Origin of the sequence: Bacteriovorax stolpii (assembly GCF_002872415.1) — a bacterium.
Classification (GTDB): domain Bacteria; phylum Bdellovibrionota; class Bacteriovoracia; order Bacteriovoracales; family Bacteriovoracaceae; genus Bacteriovorax; species Bacteriovorax stolpii.
Genome location: NZ_CP025704.1, coordinates 2,528,163 through 2,548,292, shown reverse-complemented (window position 1 = coordinate 2,548,292; position 20,130 = coordinate 2,528,163). Strand labels below are relative to the sequence as shown.

General features: G+C 41.1%; 19 protein-coding genes. 13 read left to right on the top strand and 6 right to left on the bottom strand.

Annotated features, from left to right (window positions below; translation table 11 throughout):
* Positions 1 to 30: 30 nt before the first annotated feature.
* Positions 31 to 831 (top strand): response regulator, encoded by an 801-nt coding sequence (locus C0V70_RS12510; protein WP_102244199.1) that lies wholly within the window; start codon positions 31 to 33, stop codon positions 829 to 831.
* Here the strand turns inward: C0V70_RS12510 and C0V70_RS12505 are convergent.
* Positions 828 to 1,733 carry an alpha/beta hydrolase gene (locus C0V70_RS12505; protein ID WP_102244198.1) on the bottom strand — a complete coding sequence of 302 codons (906 nt, stop codon included), beginning with the start codon at positions 1,731 to 1,733 and terminating at the stop codon, positions 828 to 830. The two genes, C0V70_RS12510 and C0V70_RS12505, sit on opposite strands and share 4 nt — an antisense overlap.
* A 326-nt stretch (positions 1,734 to 2,059) precedes the next feature.
* Between C0V70_RS12505 and C0V70_RS12500 the strand changes: the two genes are divergently transcribed.
* Complete coding sequence (locus tag C0V70_RS12500; protein WP_102244197.1) at positions 2,060 to 2,335, top strand: hypothetical protein; 276 nt, start codon at positions 2,060 to 2,062, stop codon at positions 2,333 to 2,335.
* A 32-nt stretch (positions 2,336 to 2,367) separates the two neighbouring features.
* Here the strand turns inward: C0V70_RS12500 and C0V70_RS12495 are convergent, their stop codons facing one another.
* Complete coding sequence (locus C0V70_RS12495) at positions 2,368 to 3,087, bottom strand: siderophore-interacting protein (RefSeq protein WP_158649672.1); 720 nt, start codon at positions 3,085 to 3,087, stop codon at positions 2,368 to 2,370.
* Between the two features lie 22 nt (positions 3,088 to 3,109).
* Complete coding sequence (locus C0V70_RS12490) at positions 3,110 to 4,348, bottom strand: MFS transporter (protein WP_102244195.1); 1,239 nt, start codon at positions 4,346 to 4,348, stop codon at positions 3,110 to 3,112.
* A 265-nt stretch (positions 4,349 to 4,613) separates the two neighbouring features.
* Here C0V70_RS12490 and C0V70_RS12485 point away from each other — a divergent pair, with 265 nt between their 5' ends.
* The 8 genes from C0V70_RS12485 to C0V70_RS12450 all read left to right on the top strand — a co-directional run bounded on the left by C0V70_RS12485 (position 4,614) and on the right by C0V70_RS12450 (position 13,944).
* Complete coding sequence (locus tag C0V70_RS12485; protein ID WP_102244194.1) at positions 4,614 to 6,377, top strand: IucA/IucC family protein; 1,764 nt, start codon at positions 4,614 to 4,616, stop codon at positions 6,375 to 6,377.
* Positions 6,371 to 7,360, top strand: coding sequence for a GNAT family N-acetyltransferase (locus C0V70_RS12480; protein WP_208107737.1), 990 nt, complete (start codon positions 6,371 to 6,373; stop codon positions 7,358 to 7,360). The genes C0V70_RS12485 and C0V70_RS12480 overlap by 7 nt, the downstream gene beginning before the upstream one ends.
* The gene (locus C0V70_RS12475) at positions 7,357 to 9,102 is read left to right on the top strand and encodes an IucA/IucC family protein (protein WP_208107738.1); all 1,746 of its coding nucleotides are present in this window, start codon (positions 7,357 to 7,359) and stop codon (positions 9,100 to 9,102) included. The genes C0V70_RS12480 and C0V70_RS12475 overlap by 4 nt, the downstream gene beginning before the upstream one ends.
* Complete coding sequence (locus tag C0V70_RS12470) at positions 9,095 to 10,363, top strand: lysine N(6)-hydroxylase/L-ornithine N(5)-oxygenase family protein (RefSeq protein WP_102244192.1); 1,269 nt, start codon at positions 9,095 to 9,097, stop codon at positions 10,361 to 10,363. Before C0V70_RS12475 ends, C0V70_RS12470 begins: the two co-directional genes overlap by 8 nt.
* Before the next feature lie 15 nt (positions 10,364 to 10,378).
* Positions 10,379 to 12,472 carry a TonB-dependent receptor gene (locus C0V70_RS12465; protein ID WP_102244191.1) on the top strand — a complete coding sequence of 698 codons (2,094 nt, stop codon included), beginning with the start codon at positions 10,379 to 10,381 and terminating at the stop codon, positions 12,470 to 12,472.
* Complete coding sequence (locus C0V70_RS12460) at positions 12,472 to 13,152, top strand: hypothetical protein (RefSeq protein ID WP_102244190.1); 681 nt, start codon at positions 12,472 to 12,474, stop codon at positions 13,150 to 13,152. Before C0V70_RS12465 ends, C0V70_RS12460 begins: the two co-directional genes overlap by 1 nt.
* 140 nt (positions 13,153 to 13,292) lie before the next feature.
* Entirely contained in the window at positions 13,293 to 13,571 is a 279-nt protein-coding gene (locus tag C0V70_RS12455) for a helix-turn-helix domain-containing protein (RefSeq protein ID WP_102244189.1), read from the top strand.
* Position 13,572: 1 nt separating this feature from the next.
* On the top strand, positions 13,573 to 13,944 hold the full coding sequence (locus C0V70_RS12450) for a response regulator (RefSeq protein ID WP_158649671.1): 372 nt from the start codon (positions 13,573 to 13,575) through the stop codon (positions 13,942 to 13,944).
* Here the strand turns inward: C0V70_RS12450 and C0V70_RS12445 are convergent.
* Entirely contained in the window at positions 13,934 to 14,653 is a 720-nt protein-coding gene (locus tag C0V70_RS12445) for a YceI family protein (RefSeq protein WP_102244187.1), read from the bottom strand. The genes C0V70_RS12450 and C0V70_RS12445 overlap by 11 nt on opposite strands.
* 118 nt (positions 14,654 to 14,771) lie before the next feature.
* Here C0V70_RS12445 and C0V70_RS12440 point away from each other — a divergent pair, with 118 nt between their 5' ends.
* Both C0V70_RS12440 and C0V70_RS12435 read left to right on the top strand, forming a co-directional pair.
* Entirely contained in the window at positions 14,772 to 15,653 is an 882-nt protein-coding gene (locus tag C0V70_RS12440) for an AraC family transcriptional regulator (RefSeq protein WP_142409226.1), read from the top strand.
* Between the two features lie 52 nt (positions 15,654 to 15,705).
* Positions 15,706 to 17,076, top strand: coding sequence for an acyl-CoA dehydrogenase family protein (locus C0V70_RS12435; RefSeq protein ID WP_208107739.1), 1,371 nt, complete (start codon positions 15,706 to 15,708; stop codon positions 17,074 to 17,076).
* Here C0V70_RS12435 and C0V70_RS12430 read toward each other — a convergent pair.
* Positions 17,060 to 17,878, bottom strand: a complete 819-nt coding sequence (locus C0V70_RS12430; RefSeq protein ID WP_102244185.1) for a substrate-binding periplasmic protein — start codon at positions 17,876 to 17,878, stop codon at positions 17,060 to 17,062. The two genes, C0V70_RS12435 and C0V70_RS12430, sit on opposite strands and share 17 nt — an antisense overlap.
* Before the next feature lie 81 nt (positions 17,879 to 17,959).
* Complete coding sequence (locus C0V70_RS12425) at positions 17,960 to 18,577, bottom strand: TetR/AcrR family transcriptional regulator (RefSeq protein ID WP_102244184.1); 618 nt, start codon at positions 18,575 to 18,577, stop codon at positions 17,960 to 17,962.
* A gap of 152 nt (positions 18,578 to 18,729) precedes the next feature.
* Between C0V70_RS12425 and C0V70_RS12420 the strand changes: the two genes are divergently transcribed.
* Positions 18,730 to 20,130 (top strand): TolC family protein, encoded by a 1,401-nt coding sequence (locus C0V70_RS12420; protein WP_208107740.1) that lies wholly within the window; start codon positions 18,730 to 18,732, stop codon positions 20,128 to 20,130.

Sequence of the window (20,130 nt, the reverse complement as noted above, 5' to 3'; positions counted from 1 at the left end):
AAATGATTTTTAAGGAGTGAAAATCATTTTATGAAAGGAAAGATCAGTGTTGCACTTTGTATGAGTTTAAAAGAGGAGGCGCGCAGGCTCGCTCTGAAGCTCACCACACTTGAAGATTATGAAGTGACTGTTTACAATTGCGATTCTTTCAATGAATTCATCGACTGTATTGCTACCAAGCATATCGACTCCTTTGTCTTTGATTATCTTTGCGATAAGTTCAACGTCATTGAGATCGCTGAGAAATTAAGAAATACACAGAAATTCTGTCGTGCTACTTTTGCTTTTGTTACTCACGAAAAACATAAAGATCGTCCTTATCATCATCCGAAGGTTAAGGTTGATACGGTCATCACCAGACCTTTTTCTCGCAAGCAGTTTAGTGAAAGCTTAATGAATGCCTGGGATAAACAGATCAACGGTATTCTTCCTAAAAATTTAAGTGTGCTTATTTTAGACAACAATCCAAATGTCCTGGAGATTTTAGGGATGCATATGGAGCAGTTGTCGCATAAAAATTTCGTCACCTGCTCGACAGTGGGTGAGGCCAAAGAGCTCATGGAAAATCAGGATTTCGATCTGCTATTGCTTGATTGGGACCTGGAAGATGGGACGTGTTTTGAAATTATTGATTATGCCCGCGACACTAAACGCTCTAAGCGCCTAAAGGAGTCTATTCCCATCGTCATTACCGGTCGAAGTGATGTAGAAGACATAATGACTCTTTTACAAAAAGATATTAAAGACCATATCATCAAGCCTTTTGACTACAGCGAGTTTGAAGATAAAATTGCTTATGCTCTCGAACGCAGAAGAGCTGCCAAAATTTAAAACCCTTGATGACTTTGCTTTCTGTCTGCAATCAAGTTAATCCAATGGAGAATATCCTTTTCTACTTCCTGATGTTCTGGCTCATGTAAAAGATCGTGGGCGAGGATTGGATAAATTTTTATCTGTTTTCCCGGGATATTGGGAGTGCCTTCAAAAAATTCTCTGCTTCCTTCAATGTTATTGATTTGGTCTCCGGTTCCGTGAAGAACCAGGAAGGGGATTTTAGTTTTTGCCTTATTATCTTGAACAAAATCCATATTCTCCAAAGCTCCGACTCCTGAACGGGCCGGAATTTTAATGTCATCAATTAAGGGATCGGTTTTCATCATTTCGACGATCTTGGGATCGCGGGAGAATTTTTCGTTGGGCAGGTCAACGACGCCGATGTGAGGTGCGATAGCATTTGTGGCCTTTAGAGCACCAACAATAAAACCCGGAAGGTCTGGCATTTTTTTTAAGGCAGGAGCACTCAGGATGAAACCAGCGATGCCATCTTCATGAGTGACCGTATAACGAGCGGTAATAGAGCCGCCTATACTGTGACCAAGAACGATCCATGGTTTTCCATTGTCGAAGTTCTTAAATGTTTTTATCGCTAGGTCTAAGTCGTTGGTGACCACATCGAAATTAGGGAAGTAGGCTTTATCACCTTCGCTTCGTCCATGTCCTCTTTGGTCGTAGGCAAAAACTTGATAACTGTTTTGAGAAAGTTGGTTTGCAAAATCCAGGTAGCGCTCGGAGTAGTCTTTAAAACCGTGGACGATAATGACATTGCCTTTGACCGGATCAATCTTCGCGGCCATTTGCCACCCCCTAAGAGTAAGCCCGTCAGAGGTCAGGATTTCTAATTTTCTGGTGATGCGATTGCTGGGGAAGTTGGGAAGGACTTGTGTCACAGACATAAAGCTCTCCTGGTTGCAGATATATTCCACTTTAACTTTGCTCTACAAAGAGCGAAAGATGAGCTGAATCAAGAGCATAACGTTTGGCTAGAGATTCTTAATGGATTCTTGGGCCAGTGAAATTAAACAAGATGAAACAGGTGAGGTTGCCATAGGCAATACAAATATTAACGTCGGCTACTTTTCAAGATTATAGCCGTAAAAATTGCCCATAATACAATATAGTTAAAAGTTATTAATTTGATAAAAACAAAATAATATTATTTTATCAAGTTTAGGGCGATACTGAGTTCAACAAATAACCGCCTTTTAAAAGGAGACTACATATGAAAACTTTACAACTTATCTTAGGAACCCTGCTTTTAAGCCTTGTTTTTGGCAGTGGCGTGTTTGCTCAGGATGCAATGAGAGCAGATGAATACAGAAATCACCCAGAATCTTTCAGAATTGGAGACTCAAACGATTTACAAGCAGATCAACTGCGTGCAGATGAAATGAGAGTTTGTGAAAACCGCAGAGAAAGAATCGAAGGAGTCCAAAAAGAGCAGTTTAAAAAATTTATCCATGACAGACACTTTAACAGAGGGTCTGATTACATATAAAAAATAAAGGCCGTTTTTTAGCGGCCTTATTTTTATTTCTTTAATTTCCCGTTCGGGTCATCTTTCCATCCCCAGTAGACCTTCACAATAATATCCTCAGGGAGAATTCCCAAGGTGTAGAGCTTCTGGCGGATGGCCACAATAGACTGCTGTTTTCCAGAAAGCACAATCTTACTAGTCGTTGAACTTTGGTAGCCACGGGCAATATCGCTGGCGATAATGTCGTATTGAGAGAGTGTGTAAAGGGTGCTGTCTTGTAGATTGAATCTCTCCAGGACAGGTTTTGATTCTCTAAGATCAGTGTTTTCAAAAAAACATCGCACGCTTAATTGTTTGAAGTTTTCTTTAATGGCATAAGCTAAACCAAAAGTAGTCTCGTCACCGAAGAAGACGACTTCTTTTAATTCTTCACTAAGCACTAGTGAGCCGCGAGGGCCTAGAATTGTGGCCTTTGATCCTGGCTTAGCATCTCGTGCCCAAAGAGCTCCGGGACCTTTCCCGTGCATATAGACCAAGGTTTGTACTACACCGTTTTGTCTGTCCCATGAACTTGGTGTGTAGCTTCTCATGATGTCGTCACTTAAGCGCACCTGGATTTTTTGTCCTGGGATCCATTCCGACTTTTTAAAGGACTTGCCTTTAATCGTCAGGAATTGAAAATGGGGTGAGAGTCTTTCATTAGAAACAACTTTACTTTCTGATAAAAAAAGTGGCCCTAAAACTTTTAGAAGAACATTTTTTACTTTGCTCATGATGTTTTTTCCTTTTCCCTCTTTATGAATACTGAGGGTCTTTTTTTGCAGGAAGAACAAATTCTGCATTGCGGACAATCAGCATTGCGACGATGGTAAAAGTGACCATCGAAACAAAACTAATCACTGTCATATTTGATACTAAATTCATTTTCATAGAAATAGCAATCAGTCCTGCACCAACTGCATAACCTAGAGAATGGGCGATACTGGCAAAACCAATCTTTTTCCCTGTGACATTTTCAGTAGAAGAAGAATGGCTGATCAGCGCCATGTAAACCGGCGGGATGAGTGCCAGTCCAATGGAGATGAAGGCAATGCCAATCCAGATGCTTGTCAGAGTCGCCGCCATACTTAAAATAAACGATCCGCCCACTAAGCTGCTTGAACCTACGATAAGTCTGTTTTTCCAATTGCGTTTAAAAACCCACTGGCTTGTTTGCTGAACAATAAGAGCGAATAAACTGCTGGCAAGAACGATCTTTGCCATAAGAACACTGGCCTCATCACCCTTGATACTTAAAGTCTCTTTTAAATGGTGCCCCAATGTTGAGTGAAGGATTCCAATAAAGCTTGTGAAGATCAGAGCAAGAACAATAGGAAGGACGGATTCTTTAATGAGCTCTTTCCATTGGAATTTTGGAGTGCTGGTTTCCGTAGGTGTTGCTTGTTTTAGTTGTGGGTTTTTTGATGTCAAAAGACAACTGATTGCCAGGAAGAAAATCCATCCTGTTCCAAAGTAGATGATATGTTCAAAGTCGACTTTTTTCACTAGAACTAAAACCGGTCCAAGCACGCGGCCGACGTTTAAGCACATCGAGTTGCGGGTAAGAACTTTAAGTTTATCTTTGGTATCGATTAAGTCTAACTGCCATGCTTGAGAGACTGGCACAACCGCCGAAGCAAGAAGACCGTAGATGATACGGCTTAAGTACACAATGGCGATTTTAATTTGAATAGAGAAGACGTCATTAAAAACAAATAATGAACTTAGGCAAAGAAAAGAAAGACCCATTCCGATCATTCCAAAACTAAGCACTCTTTTTCTTCCCCACGTATCGCTCTTACTTGCCCAGAAAGGACCCATGAAAGCGAAGATAAAAGAGCCCACGCTAATAGAGCCGATAATTGATGCTGTGGTGACTGTGGTTTGTTCAGAAATATAAGGGATAGTCGTATAAAGAAGAATCTGAATGCAGCTAAAAGTAAGTGTGTTGAGGTAAGCGATCCAGAGTTGTTGGTTCGTGCTAGAGATCTTCATTTATAGTCCCAGTTTAAAAAGGCCGGAAACTAGCGAAGAATCCGGCCCCAATCTAATAAAAACTAATTAACGATTTACAGGCCTTCGTTAACTTCAAGGGATAGGTTTTAAGTCAATGCTGACAGGTGTCAAAACTCCTAAACTCTCTTTTGTTTAGGGTAGTTATAAAACTTTCAGAGGTAACTTATTATAAAAAGTTTGGCTTGTCAAACAAGTTTATGGTGAAGTATACACAATACAGAACTTTAAATGTGGTTATCTATTTATGCAGGTTAACGCTCTTTCTGAAAAACACTCGGCCCACTGCTTTTTAAACTCGCTGTTTAGAGAGTGGAGTGATTATAACTTTGATCAAGATTCAAATTCATTTGTTATTCCGTTGAAAAACGAAGGTGTGATAATTCTTCCGTTAGTGACTTTCTCAGAGATCGGACGTCACGAGTACAGCGATTCTTTCTTTTACAAAAAAGACAAACATGCTGACGTTGAAGAAGTGAGCTTCCTTGAACTGGTGGAAGTGCTGCTGGCACATTTAAGCGCTCAGTATAAAACATCTCCAGAACAAATCAGTATTTTTATGGAGAGAATCACTGACAGTGTCAATAACATTGAGTCGGCCCTCGGTCTTCGTTTAAATGAGCTCTTAAACCTTTACTCAAAAGGTGAGATGAATTTTAAAGAGGCCGAGCAAGGTTTGTTTATTGGACACACTTTCCACCCGCACCCAAAAAATCGCGATGGATTTAGCCGCGAAGACTTCCGCGAGTTTGCTCCGGAGAGTGCAGGGGAATTTCTTCTTCACTGGTTCTTAGTGAAACCAGAAATCCTTCACCACCACATTTCAAAAAACTTCGAAGCTAAAAATTGGTCAAATGACATGATCCTTAGCGCTTTTAGTGAGAACGCTTTTTTAGAAGAAAAATTGGCCGAAGGTTATATTCCCTTTCCAGTTCACCCTTGGCAAAAAAAGGTCATCCTGAAAAAACCGCTTATCCGTGAGTACGTAGAAGGGAATTTACTGATTGATCTTGGCGCTAGTGAAAACCTGATGGAGAAATGGTCTCCGACTTCATCTCTTCGCTCAGTGTACAATGAGCACTCGCCTTATATGCTTAAATTCTCTTTAAGCGTGAGATTAACCAACTCTGTTCGCCATCTGTTGCCTCTGGAAGTCGTAAGAGGCCTTCAGGTAATGGATGTTTTTAGAACTGAGAAAGGAAGAGAGTTCTCTCATAAGTATCCAAACTTCACCATTCTTTTTGAACCAGCTTTTATGGCCTTGGTTGATAAGGACCAAAAGATCTTAAATGAAACAATTGTCGCTTTAAGATTGAATCCTTTCACAACCGGTCAGTCTGATCAAAAATGTGTCCTGGCCACTTTAACTCAAGACCATCCGACAGGAGGTAAAAGTTTAATTGGGCTTCATCTCAATGAATTGGCCAGGGAATCGGGAAAAGCAAGTGATGAAGTTGCCGTGACCTGGCTAAAAAAATATTTAGACGTCGCCGTAAAGCCCTTAATGATGGCGCAGGCAAATTACGGTGTGCTTTTAGGAGCTCACCAACAAAATATGATTTTGGATATTGAAAATCATCTTCCAAAGAGAGCTTATTTTAGAGACTGTCAGGGAACAGGCTATAGCAAAGTGGGCTTTGAGCTTTTTGCTAAAGACGTCGATCTCATGACGGTGGAAAACGGAAATATTCTCGATGATAAATTGGGGAACACTCTTTTTTCCTATTACCTGATGATCAATTCAACGTTCAACGTAATTAGCACTCTTGCCCGCGATGGCAAAGTCGCCGAAAAAAAATTACTCAAAGTTCTTCGCCAGTCTCTGCTTGAATGGAGAGCAGAGGGAGTGCGCGATACATCTTGTTTCAACTATCTACTGGACGGAGAGTTCTTGCTGCAAAAAGGGAATTTTTTGTGCTCATTCGTCAATATGAACGAAAACACAACGGAAAACCCATTGGGAATTTACAATCAAATTAAAAATCCTCTTTGTGAGAAAAACCTATGTTAACCACATTAAAGAATGTCACTTATAAACCACTGGCGCTTAAAGAATCATTTACTGCTTCTTTAGTCGAGGGCCTTTGTACTATCAGTGCAGGCGAAGATGAGCTGGTATTGATGCTTTCTCCAGGACTCTTAAAAGTTGAACAGGGAAGTCGCAGAGACAACGATGATCTTTTGCTTGTTGCTCTCGAGTATATCTTTGGGCACAACCCAGAACTTAAAACTCTTAAAGTTGAGAACTACGTTTCATGTGACATCGTTTTAAAATACTTTCTAAAAGGTGGAGACATCGTTGTCGATCGCCATCAGTTCTTTCAGCTTAGAACTCTTTGGCATGCAGAACATGATTATGCTCCGACACTGGAGACGTGGACACAAACAGGAAACTACGCTCATCCGGTGAGACCCGACATTCAATCGGGTACACTTTATAGCCGTTATGTTCCGGCCATCAAAAAGACATTAAGCTTTAGAATGATTGATCAGGTAAAAGACCTGGATACATTTCATGACTGGCACAATCAACCAAGAGTGGCGAATTTTTGGGAGCTGGCATTGCCAAAAGAAGAGCTTCTTCAATACATCCAAAAAGGTTTAAAAGACCCTCACACCTTGCCAATGATTGCTGAGTGCGATGGTGTTCCTGTCGGGTACTTTGAAATGTATTGGACACGCGAAGACCGCCTGGCCCCTTACTATGAGAGTGAAGCTTACGATCGTGGATTTCACTTCCTGATTGGAAACCCTGAATTTTTAGGATTCCAAAATACTGACAGCATCTTAAAGAGCTTAAGCCATTTCTTATTTTTAGATGAAGTAAGAACAAGAAAAATTATGGCCGAGCCAAGATCTGATAACGCCAAAGTTTTAAAGTATGTAGACACTTTTACAGCGTGGAGAAAACTCTACGAGTTTGATTTTCCCCATAAACGCGCGGCCCTTCTTGAATGCAAAAGAGAAGTTTTTTTCATGGGAGATTATCTGTGAACGATTGGCTGCAAGTTAACTTAAACCTTTTGGCAAAAACTTTGGGAGAACTCTCTTATGAGCAGATCCTAAAGGCCGAAGAAATGGAAAAAGGAAAGTACCGCGTCCGCCTGCAGAGTGGAGCTGAGTACACTTTTTCTGCCTGGATGGGGATTTGGGATCACTTGAGAGTTGATGCTCAGTCGATTAAAAAAACGGGAAGCGCTGAGATTTCTGCCGCGACTTTTTTTATCGATGCTCAGGCCGACCTGGAAATGGATGATATCGTCCTGGGGAATTTCTTAGAAGAAATGCACAACAGTCTTTACTCGGACATTGCACTTTTAAATAAACAAAAAAATATCTCTGCTCAGGCAATGAGCTACTGGAGCGGAGAAAAAATCCAGGCCTATTTAAACGGGCACCCTAAGATTCTTCTTTCAAAGGGAAGAGTTGGTTGGGGAGCAAGAGAGCTTCAGACCTATGCGCCAGAAAGTGAAATGCCTGTCACTTTATTCTGGGTGGCGATAAAAAAAGATGTCCTGGAATTTTCTTTTGATGATCAGTATTCAATGACTTCTCTTTTAGAGGAGTCACTTGATAAAAATGAAATGAATCGCCTTTTTGAAGTGCTTTGGGAAAAAAAGCTTTCATTTGATGAATACATCTTCCTTCCGCTGCATCCGTGGCAGTGGGAGCGCTTTGTGAAAATCCAGTATATGGAATCACTGGCCAAGGGAGAAATGGTTGAACTCGGTTTTTTTGGAGATGAGTACCTGCCACAAATTTCAATCAGGACACTTTCAAATATCTCTCGTCCTGAGAAAGTGGATGTCAAGCTTCCGCTGACGATTTTAAACACTTCAGCAATCAGGGGCATTCCTGCTCGTTATATTTCGATCGGAGCAAGACTCTCACGCTCGATCTTAAGCCTGTGTCAGGAAGATCAACTTTTAAAATCACTGAACACTGATGTGCTGGTTGAAAAAGGTGGGGCAAGTTTTGAACATAAAGCCTACGCTCAGGTAAAAAACTCACCATACCGTTATAAAGAATACCTTGGAGCGATCTGGAGAGAGAGTACATCATCTAAGCTGGCCGAAAACGAGCAAGGGATTTTAACTGGAAGTCTTTTCTTTCAGGACTTAGAAAAAAAGTCGTTGATTGGCGCTTATATCGCAAAATCAAAACTAACTAAAGAACAGTGGCTGAGAGAGTATTTTAAGTTTGTCATTATTCCTCTTTATCACCTGCAAGTGAAATACGGACTGGGTCTGGTGTCACATGGGCAGAATATTATTCTAAAAATGAGTAACTACGCTCCGATTGGGATCATCCTAAAAGACTTCCAGGGCGACTTAAGACTTTCAAACGACTCAATCCTAAACACTCGCGCTGATTTTAAAGACCTGGCGGCCAAGCTGGATAAAATGCCAAAAGAGTACCTGATCCACGACCTTTTAACAGGGCATTTGGTGACAGTGCTGCGTTTTGTGTCTGAAGTAATGGAAGAAAGCGACGGTTTTTTAGAAATTAACTTCTACCAGATTCTGGCAGAGGTTATAGAAAATTATATTAACGAATACTCGGTTCCAAAAGAGTTGAGTTTTTTAAATGAAAAGATTCACCGAGTCCTGGTGAACAAAGTGCGCTTTAAGATCGGTTACGGGGACTCAAGTGAAAGACCTAAACCAATGGTGGGAGTTGATTTACTAAATCCACTTTACCTGGGTTTAAAACACAAAGAGGAAATCAATGGATAAGCAATTAGACCTGGCCGGTGTAGGAATCGGACCGTTCAATTTAAGTCTTGCCGCTATTTTAGATAAAACAGCACTAGATTATAAATTCTTTGATCAGAAATCTTCATTTGACTGGCATTCAGAAATCCTTTTTTCAGACTCTGATATGCAAACATCTTACTTAAAAGACCTGGTGACTCCTGTAGACCCGACAAGCCGTTATTCATTTCTCAATTACCTGGTAGAAAATGGGCTGTTTCATGTGTTTATGAATACGGGAAGAAGCAATGTAACCAGAAAAGAATTTGAACAATACTGCCAATGGACTTCGACAAAACTGGAAAAGAGACTGCAGTTTGATTCTCCCATTACGGCCGTAGACTACGATGGAAAGAGTTTTGTCCTGCAAGCAAAAAACGTAACGTATAAGGCCAAAAATATCTGCATTGGGACAGGGCTGACTCCAAGAGTTCCTGAATGCACGATTGAGCATCTATCAAAAACCTTCTTCCACGCTAAATCACCAGAGCTTAAAAACTTAAACCTTGAAGGAAAGGATGTTTTAGTGATCGGTGGAGGGCAGACGGGTGTTGAGATCTTTAGAAATGCACTAAATAATAAATGGTCCCGCCCAAAAAGTATTAAACTTGTGACAGGGAGAATGGGGCTTCTTCCTTTAGATGAATCGCCATTTACAAACGAGTATTTTTCACCGGCCTACGTCGAAAACTTCTTCGATGTTTCTCTCAATACAAAAGAAGGAATCGTGAAGGCACAAAAATATGCCAGCGATGGAAACACTCCTCATTACCTGGAAGGGTTATACCAGGAGCTTTACCAGCGTCGTTTCGTCCAAGGCGATAACCTGGATTTCGAAATTTGTCCGAGCAGACGTCTTTCAAAAGTCGAAAACATGAATGGCCGCTACCGCATGGTTATGGAAAACCATTTCACCAATGGGATGGATGAGTTCCAGGCCGACATCGTGATCCTGTGTACTGGTTTTGATGTATCGGTTCCAAAAATGATTGAGCCGATGAGAACTAAAATCATGTTTGATGAAAACGGACGTTTTCAATTAAACAAAGATTTCACTGTTAAATGGGAAGGACCAAAAGAAAATAAAATTTTTGCTCTAAATTTCAGCCGTCACATGCACGGGATTTCTGAGCCACAGACCAGTCTAATGGCCTGGAGATCGGCAGTCGTGACAAATACAATTTTAAATGAAAATTTTTACCAGATTAACAATCAGGTGAGAAATTTTATGAACTATAGATAATTTGAAAAGGACCTTATGAAATCAATTCTCGCGCTCTCTCTTCTTTCAACTTCTCTTTATGCCCAGACGTCAATGGAGCTGGATTCGATTGTGATCCGTGGAACGAAAGAACAAAAAAAGTACAACGAAACAACTTCTAGTATTTCGGTTATTAAAAATGACGACTTTAAGGCCGGAACTATTGATAACTCAATCAACTCACTCAATGGTGTCTCAAATGTTCAGATTAATAAAAATGGTGAGTCTTACAGCATCCGTGGAATTAACAACACAGGAGTAACAGGAGTTCAAAAAGATAACTTAGCTTCTACGATCATCGACGATGTTTTCCAGTCAGACCTGGCCATCCGCGCAGGTGTCTTTGATCTTTGGGACTTGGATGGAATAGAAATCCACAGAGGTGGACAGGCCACAACTCAAGGGATCAACTCTCTGGCCGGAACGATCCTGGTTAACCATAAAGAGCCTTCCTTTTTCAGAGAAGGAAAGCTGCGTTTAGGTTATGGAAGTTTTGATAGAAAAGAAGTAGCAGTGATGACTAACAATGAAATCATCCCAGGCATTTTAACTTCGAGAATCACTTATAACAAAGATGCGTCTGACGGATACATTAAAAATGTGACGACTAAAAATGATAAATGGGGAAGAAAAAACAAAGATGCGGCCAGAGCAAGCTTTCTGTATCAAATCAGCGACAACGACAAGTTGATCTTTGATTTGAAGATGTTTAGAAATTCAACAGGTGGAACCTACGTTCAAGGCACAGATCCATTCAAACACGAAGTTTTGGAGGACATTGACTATAAAAATAAGGCCCATAATGCCCAAGGCTCTATTCGTTATTACAAAAAAGTGAATGAGGATTTCTCAAATACACTCATCGTGGCCTTTTCCAAGTCGAAACAAGAAGTCTCTTCGGATGCCGACGGGACTAAAAACAACCTCGCAGGACTCAGAACAGAAGATTACAAAGACCAAATGATGACTCTTGAAAATCTACTGCAATATAAGTCAGGAAAGATTAGCAATACACTTGGGTTTAACCTGCATAATTACAAATTAAATGACTACCATCACTTCAATGTAATGTTCCCACTTGGAGGTACAAATTACGCATTAATTGATGCTATCCAGGCGCAGAAGAACTTAAAGACAGTTTACAGTTTGTTTGACTCTTTCACTTATGACTTTACAGAGGAGCACTCGCTAAATCTTGGGCTTCGTTTAGAGTATGTAGTTAATGAATACAAAACATTCTTATACGGAGTAAGAAATGGAAACTACGGTGGGTCCAATACGACAATCGACAACTATGTCGCAGGAATTATCGGAGACCATGGAGATGAAAATAAGAAGCTAATGGCGTTGCCAAAACTTGGTTATGTCTATCATTTGAATGCCAATAACGATTTTGGTCTTTCATACTCTCAAGCTTACAGAAACGGGGGAGTGAGTGTTAACCGCAGGCGCGGGACGGCCAGCAACTACGACCCTGAACTCACTCACAACTACGAGCTGTCGCAAAAATACAATGATAAGACTTTTAACATTTCAACAAATATCTTTTACACGAACTGGAAAAAGCAACAGGTTCAAGTTCGTGTCGTTCAAAATGACCCCTATGACTCTTCTATCAAAAATGCCTCTTCATCAGAGCTATACGGGGCCGAGGTTCAGGGGGGCGTAAAGATCCTTTCTCGTCACCATTTAGGAGCGAGCGTAGGTTACGTGGCAACGAAGTTTTTAAACTTCAAATCAGGCAGTACGAATTATGCAGGTAAAGAGTTCCCGAATGCTCCAAAATACACCGGACTTATTTCATGGAAGTCAGAAGTCACTGACAACCTGAGTGTTGGTGTGATAGGACGTTTGTTAGGACAAAGCTGGGCCAATGCTGAAAATACAAAAAGAGCACCAAACCAGTATTACATTGACCTGAACGCTGAATATGTTTTCTCATCTTACGGGATTGAAGTTTATACAAAAAATCTGTTCGATAAGGACTATTTAATTTATGATGGGACTCCAACATCGACGGCCTTTCCTGGGACATACCACCAGGTAAGCACTCCGAGAGAGTTGGGTGTAAGACTAACTTACAACTGGTAATGAATATGAAAGTTTTCGCCGCTACAGACATTCGCGCTTTCACCGCTTCAATCGCTGTTCATGGACTAGTGGTTTTAGTGGCGTCGGCCGCTTTGTATAGAGGTTCAGTGCAAACGCTGGAGCTTACTGGTGGACGCGGTAATGGGAAAACAATCTCTTTAGATGGAATCAATTTCAGCAGACGTGCCTCAGGCGCGCCTGCTGCTGCAAAAAGCCCTGTGAAAGAAGCTTTAGCAACTTCATCTTTTACCAAAACAGTAACTCCAACAGAAAAAGCAATAACGACTGATTCAGTATCAGCAGTCGCTTCAGCTCATTCATCAGCAGGAACAGGGGGCAATGGAGCAGCAACGGGCCCTGGCGCAAGTGGGTTGGGATTTGGAACTGGTGCAGGGGACTTTGATGGTGGAGTGCTTTTCTCTCAAATCAAAAGACACTTTGAAACCAGACTAGGGGCTACTTTAGTCATTAAGGAAGATCAGCTGATTAAAATTAAAATCACTCTGGAAAGCGACGGTACTGTTACGGCAGCAGACCTTATCCAGGGAAAACTCGATATGAGCACTTTGAGAAAAATTTTAAGTGTCGCTAAAAACATTCCGCTTAAAAATCTTTGGAAAAGTTCAACTCCGATTCCTTCGGAGTTAATTATTCCGTTATTTCTGACATCTAATTCTTAAAAATCATTTTTTTTGGGCACATTTGTATTCATTTTTGAACATATTCGTGTTCAAAATTTCTATAACGAACGAGATTGTGTCCATATGCTAAAAGGCATTTTTTTTATGCGATAATAAACTATATTTGCCTGGGGTTTATTATGCTTATAAAGAATTTAAAACAACTTCTGGAAGAAAATAATTTATCTATTGCAGAGCTTGCTCGCGAGACTCAAGTTCCCAAGTCCACTCTCAATACATGGCTTAAAGGGCGTAGTCCTAACTTAGAACAACTAGAAAGAGTCGCTAATTATTTCAATACAACCATTGATTATCTGGCCTTTGGCAAGACCTCGAAGCCCGCTTTACCTACATTGATTTACCGTGCAGATATAGGTCCGGGCCAATATGAAATTGTTGTCAGAAAAATTTCGGATTAAAATGAAGAAAATTTTAGTTGTTGATGACAGTTGGTTAGTAAGGGAGAATCTAAAAGATTTTTTGCATGAGTTTTTTATTCTGGAAGTTCAGATGGCCTCTTCAGCTTCTGAAGGAATAAAAAGATTAAAAGACCAATGTTTTGATCTGGTTCTATGTGATTATGACATGCCAGAGGAGAAAGGGGATAAACTTCTTTTGTACTTAAGAGAAAATAAGCATCAAGTACCTTTCATCTTTTTTACTGGGAACTCAGAGCTTAGCATTGAACTTCAATTTCCTTTAATTGAGACAGTAACAGGGAAGGATTTTTCTAAACTCATGGCCGCCATAAGAAAGGCGGCCGTTTTTCAAGTGAGAGAAACTATTTTTTAGCTTCTTTTTTAGTATGATCTTTCGGGTCAGTTGATGTCGAAAGCTTTTTGATCTTTCCTTTTTGCAGGAGATCTCTCTCCACAATCCCTTTTGTTGTTGGAACCATGTGAGTTGAAAAAGGAGTCTTCTCTCCGAGCACTTGCGCCTGGACAGTGATGGCAATGCGAACAGAGTCACCGATCAATACTCCGCCATTGTCCATCGATTTGTTCCAGACGATGCCATAAGTTTTTCTATCCACTTCACCTGAAAGAGTGAAGAAGTAGTTGTCCTTTCCCCATGGGTCTTTTAATTTCCCTTTATAGACACCTTCAAGAATCAAAGGACGCTTGATCCCTCTCATTGTTAAATAACCGCCAATCACTAGCTTTTTACCTGTCTCAAGCTTAATCGGTCCCGGACTCTCAAAAGTGATTTCTGGATAATTCGCCGTAAAGAAGAACTCGTGACCTCTTAAGTGAAAGTCTCTTTTCCCGTCATTGGTGTCGACACTTTCAGCATTCACCGTGATTCTGATATTAGATAAGTCATTTTCAGCACTGTTGAGTGTGAAGTAGCCCTGGTAGTCTTTAAACTGGCCTTCAACTTTCGTCATCAACATGTAGTCGACATCAAAAGCAATTTTAGAGTGCTCTTTGATCAATTCAAAATCTTTGGCAAAAGATGAGACTGACCCGAGCATGAGTAAGCACATAAATAGTCGTTTCATTGAACCCTCCTCTGGGTGTTTTTATTATACCAAAAGGGGGAGTCAGGCTCTATGGACTCAAGGTTTAAAAAATAGCACAAAACGCCCCATTTGTGGTACTATCTCCTGGGAGACAACTATGAAAAAGAAGCACGATCACCACCATCATCTGGACACCCTTCATCCAATGGACTCCTTTGGAGTCGTCTCGGGTTTAACCAAACAGGTGAGAGTCACTCGCCTGGAAAACCGATTGATTCCAGCAGTGCCTTTTCCACACAAGCACAATTTTTTTCACCTGGTGGTCATTACGAAAGGATCGGGGTGGCACGAGATTGATTTCGAGCGTCATGATGTGAAAAAAGGTTCAATCTTTTTTATGCTTCCGGCGCAAGTTCATTCATGGGCCATGAGTAAAGACACTTGTGGGGTCGTTATCGAGTTTGAAGGGCTTTCGATGTTCTCAGGTGATGAGGCCTACAATATTTTCTCCGATGCACTTATGCCTTCAGTGAATTACTTTGAAGTCGCTGGGACAACCCGTGAAGAGATTTTCACTCACGCACAGAAAATGCTGACAGAGTACGAAGAAGAGAAAAAAGATTTTGAGATTCTTCTAAGACTTCATCTTGCAACTTTGCTGCTCTTGTTTTCGCGTATCATTCAGGATCAGCCTAAAAAAATTTCCAGGGTTTCAAAATTTCGTGAGGACTTCACCAATCTCGTGGAGAAATTTTATAAAAAACATCACGGTGTCGAATTCTATGCAAAAACACTGGGGATAACACCCAAGGCGCTCACGGCGAAAGTGAATCGTATAATTGGAAAGAGTGTACGAGACCTGATTCAAGAGCGCTGCATTTTAGAGAGTAAAAGGCTTTTAGCTTATTCCGATTTATCGGTGAGTGAGATTGCGATTGAATTAGGTTTTGATGACCCCAATTACTTCACGCGCTTTTTCACCTCGAAGACCAAGCAAAATCCAGGTAAATTCAGGCAGAAAGTGAGACAAGTTTGTTAGCTTTTTACTTGGGCATTAGCATTGCACCTACCATAAAGACCGGGAGGAATTTATGGAAAGTTTTTGGAGCGAAGTTAGTGGAAAAATGAAAGATGCTTTTGATAAAGTTGAGGATAAGAGTAAAAAAGACCTAAATCTTATCAAAAGTATACCGGCGATGTTATCTTTTTTAAGTGACTTAGACGATGATGAAGTGTTGATGTGGCTTGATCAGGCACGCAAAATCAAAAAACGCCGAACGCCCAAATTTCCCCCTATCAATGGGGATTTTTACGACACTCGAGAATACCTCAATGCCGACGAAAAGCTAGTGCTTGATAGTGTGCGAAGATTCATGATCGAAGAGATTGAACCGATCGCCACTGAGTATTGGATGAAAGGGGAGTTTCCTTTTCAGATTATCGAAAAAATGAAGAGACTCAATATCATGGGGCTCACATATAATAAAAATCTTGGAGGCCAGGAGCGCAGCAATCTGTTGGAAGGAATGGTTGGTGAGGAAATTGCGCGCATTGATGTCTCGATATGTACTTTTTTTGGAGTGCATGCGGGACTGGCGATGAATTCAGTTTATCACTGCGGTTCACCGGAGCAGATTGAAGAGTTTATTCCACCGATGATTGCCATGGAAAAAATCGGGGCCTTTGGTTTAACTGAGCCGGAGGTCGGATCAGCTGCTTCTATGGGGCTGACGACAACGTGTAAACGCGAAGGAGACACCTGGACGATTAATGGTGAAAAGAAGTGGATTGGGAATGCTACGTTTGCTGATATTATTATCATCTGGGCCAAAGATGAAGACGATCATCAAGTAAAAGGTTTTATCGTCGATCGCAACACCAATGGATTAGAAACAGAAAAGATTGAAGATAAAATGTCTCTAAGGATCGTACAAAATGCGATCATCAGAATGAAGAACGTCAAAGTGAGCGAAGAGCGCAGGCTTCAGAGGGCCAATAGTTTTAAAGACACAGCACGAGTGCTCAAGATGACCCGAGCAGGTGTTGCCTGGCAAGCCGTTGGCTGTGCTCGTGGGGCCTATGAGCATACACTTGATTACACCATGAAGAGGCGTCAATTTGACCGGCCGATTGCCGGCTTTCAGATGACCCAGGACCTTCTGTCACAAATGCTCTCCCAGCTAACAGCAATGCAATGTATGGTGGCAAGACTTAGTTCATTGCAGGATCAGGGTAGTATGTCGGATGAACAAGCTTCGCTGGCCAAAGTTTTTTGCACTGTCGGATGCCGAACGATTACTAGTATGTCCCGTGAACTTATGGGGGCCAATGGGATTTTAATCTCTAATAAGGTCGCGCGTTTTTTAGGAGATGCTGAAGCGCTTTATTCCTACGAAGGGACAAAACAAATTAATTCATTGGTGGTGGGCAGAGCGATTACAGGTCTTAGCGCGTTTGTTTAACATTTGCGTTTTCGGCCTTAAAGATGGCCAGGTATTTTTTTTCCAACTCTTTTACCTCTGCCGGCCTAATCTCGGCGAATTTCTTTTTCAGAAAAGCGTTGATCTCTGGCCTATTCCAGGGAGATTTAAGTGAAATCGGAGCGTATAGGCCAGTGACAATGATACTCTTGGGAAGAATGACAAATTTACCTTCCCAGCCCATTTTCGTCATCGTAGAGAGCCCTGAATTAGTGCCGGCAATAAGGTAACGAGCGCGGTCCTTGTCGACAAAGCGAAAGCATTGTTCAGTTGTAGGCAGTCTGGTGATATTGCGGTTGGTTTTATCAAATTCATCAAACTTCGTTCCAAAACTATCATTGATGATCGCGACGCCTGGGTACTTCAGCAGGTCTTCAAAAGTTTCAAACTTAAACTCTTTGCCTTTTTTTACAAAAACTACAGTTTCATCCTGCATAAAAGCTTCGGCAGAGTAGTTGTATAAAGCGAGGCGGTCTTCTGTTTTATAAGGAGGTAAAAGCATATCGATACGTCCGGCCTTCACTTCTTCCTGTGCACGTCCCCATGTCTCAACATTGATGAATTCAACTTTTACATTGATCTCTTTGAAAATTTTTTCGATCAATTCAACAGAAATGCCTTTGAGTTTTTTCTCACCACGCTTGGCCCAGATGACTGGTGGATAATCAGGATGGCCAGTGACCTTGATGACTCGTTCATTAGGCAATGACGCTTTTTTTAAATCGATTTCAGCGTATACGCTAAGGGAGATAAATAGAGAGCTTAAGATTAAAAGCTTTTTCATTGCGAATCATTATGACCTGATGAGAGGTCAAAATCTATTGTTTAGTGAACGTCCAATGAAAAATTGATGTTGTCTTTAAGTTTACTTTTTAAGTTCAAAAGAAGAGCAGTAGCTGCGCACGAAATGTTCGATGTCTTCCCACATTGTATCATCACCCATGTGAATCAGGATGCGTCCGACAACGACACCAAAGATGTAATCCTCAAGTGTGTCCAGGATTTGCTGAGGCTGGATAGTATTGATCATCTTTTTATTGTTGATCAAAGTTAGGACTCTTTCTTCAAATTCAGGATGGCGTTCGAAGATCTCCAGGTTTTCCTGAAAGCGTTTTAAAAATTTTGAGTCTGTTAAAAACTGTAGAAGGATCACTCGGAAAATAACCAAATCTTCTGTGAAGTGATTGATACGGTGGCGGACAAAAAGCAAACACTCATCAGTGATGGATTCTTGTACTGGATAGGCCAGGTGAGTGTAGCGTTTTTCTGTCGCTTTTCTCTCGACCATTCTCACTAACAGCTCATATTTCCCACCGAAATAGCGAGTGATCAGCGCCACATTCACATCTGCTTTTTTGGCAATCATGCGGGTTGTGGCCCCCTTAAAACCGTGCTTGGCAATGATCTGTTCAGCCGCAGAAAGCAGGCGCTCTTCTGTCGCTAAACGATCTTTGTTTTTAGGTTTTGTCGATTTTGATGCCATATAAATTGAGCCTAACACCTTATTTTTTTAAAGGATAGATAAAAATTATGGTTGTTACCAAAAAGTAATCACTTGATTACATCAAGGTTTTCAAGCATACTTGGGCAGTAAACAAAGTAATCGTTTGATTACATCACAAAAAGGACACACACATGCTTAAAACAATCGCCATTGTTGGGACGGTTGCGATGAGTTCTAGTGCTTTCGCGCTCAGTCTCTCTGAATACCTTGCCCAAGTCGAAGGTCAAAGCTTACGTTACAAACAATCCGAGGAAAAGGCCTTGGGATCGAGACTTGTGTCTCGAGAAGCTGATCTTTTAACTTCACCAAACTTCTTCTTGGAAGCGAGAAAAAGTTTCGACACTTCTTTAGGAACACCTCCGATGTCGATGTATGACAGATACGACAACGACGTGTACCGCGCAGGAATTTCACAGCAGTTTAGTTTTGGTCTTGAGACTAAATTCTCTTATGCTGTAACAAAAAATGCTTATGAAGGATCAACTTTTAATCCAGATAAGTATTGGGACGCTTCTCCAAGTGTTGAATTAACTATGCCTTTATGGGCCAATGGTTTTGGAAGCGGGATTAAGGCCCAGGAAGAATTAACCAGACAACAAAACAAAGCTGATGAATACGCAAATCTTGCGCTTTCACAGAATTTATTAATTGAAGCGGAAGTTGCTTACTGGCAACTGGCCGCAGCTCAAGAGAGAGTAAAGATTCAAGAGCAGGCACTCTCGGCAGGAAATAGTATTCTTAGTTATGTACAAAAACAAAAGCAAAAAAACTTGGGAGAAAGTGCTGACGTTCTACAAGCAAATGCCTTAGTTGAAGCTTATAAACTTCAACTGCAGCAAGCGGTGAACGAGAGACTTCGTCTTTCAAGAACTTTTAATAAGTACCTAAACACGAATGCGGACGCGCCGGTGCCAGGTCTTGATTCACTTAATTATAATTATCTTGAAACATTAAAGATCCCTGATCAAAGACCAGGCGATAGACTGGATGTGAAAGCAAGTCGTGCTCAGGCAGCACTAGCGAAAGCTTCAAGCGATCTTATCCTGGAGCGAAACAAGCCGACATTAAATTTAGTGGGTGGTTACACTCTTCAAGGACGTGGAATAGAGACATCGAAAGCTTTTGAGAACTCAGCAAAAACAAACCACGACAGAGGTTATGTTGGAGTGATGTTCCAGCTTCCATTAAACTTCAAAGCTGTGGCCGATGCAAAAGCTGGGGCGCAGAGATTAAAGGACTCAGCTGACATTAATGAGCAGAACCTTCTTTATACACAAGAGCAGGACTGGATTGATTTAAAACAAAGTCTTTCTGAATCAAAAGAAACATTAAAGCTTTCTCGCACTATGGAGTCAGCACAAAAAGCAAAACTAGAAAATGAAAGATCGAGATTGAGACAAGGTCGCACGACAACTTATCAAGTTCTTCTTTTCGAACAAGACTACACACAAGCGCAAGCTTCTCGCGTACAAGCAGCGACACAAATTATTGCACTTGAGTCTCAACTGAAATTATACCAAGGGGAGAAGTAA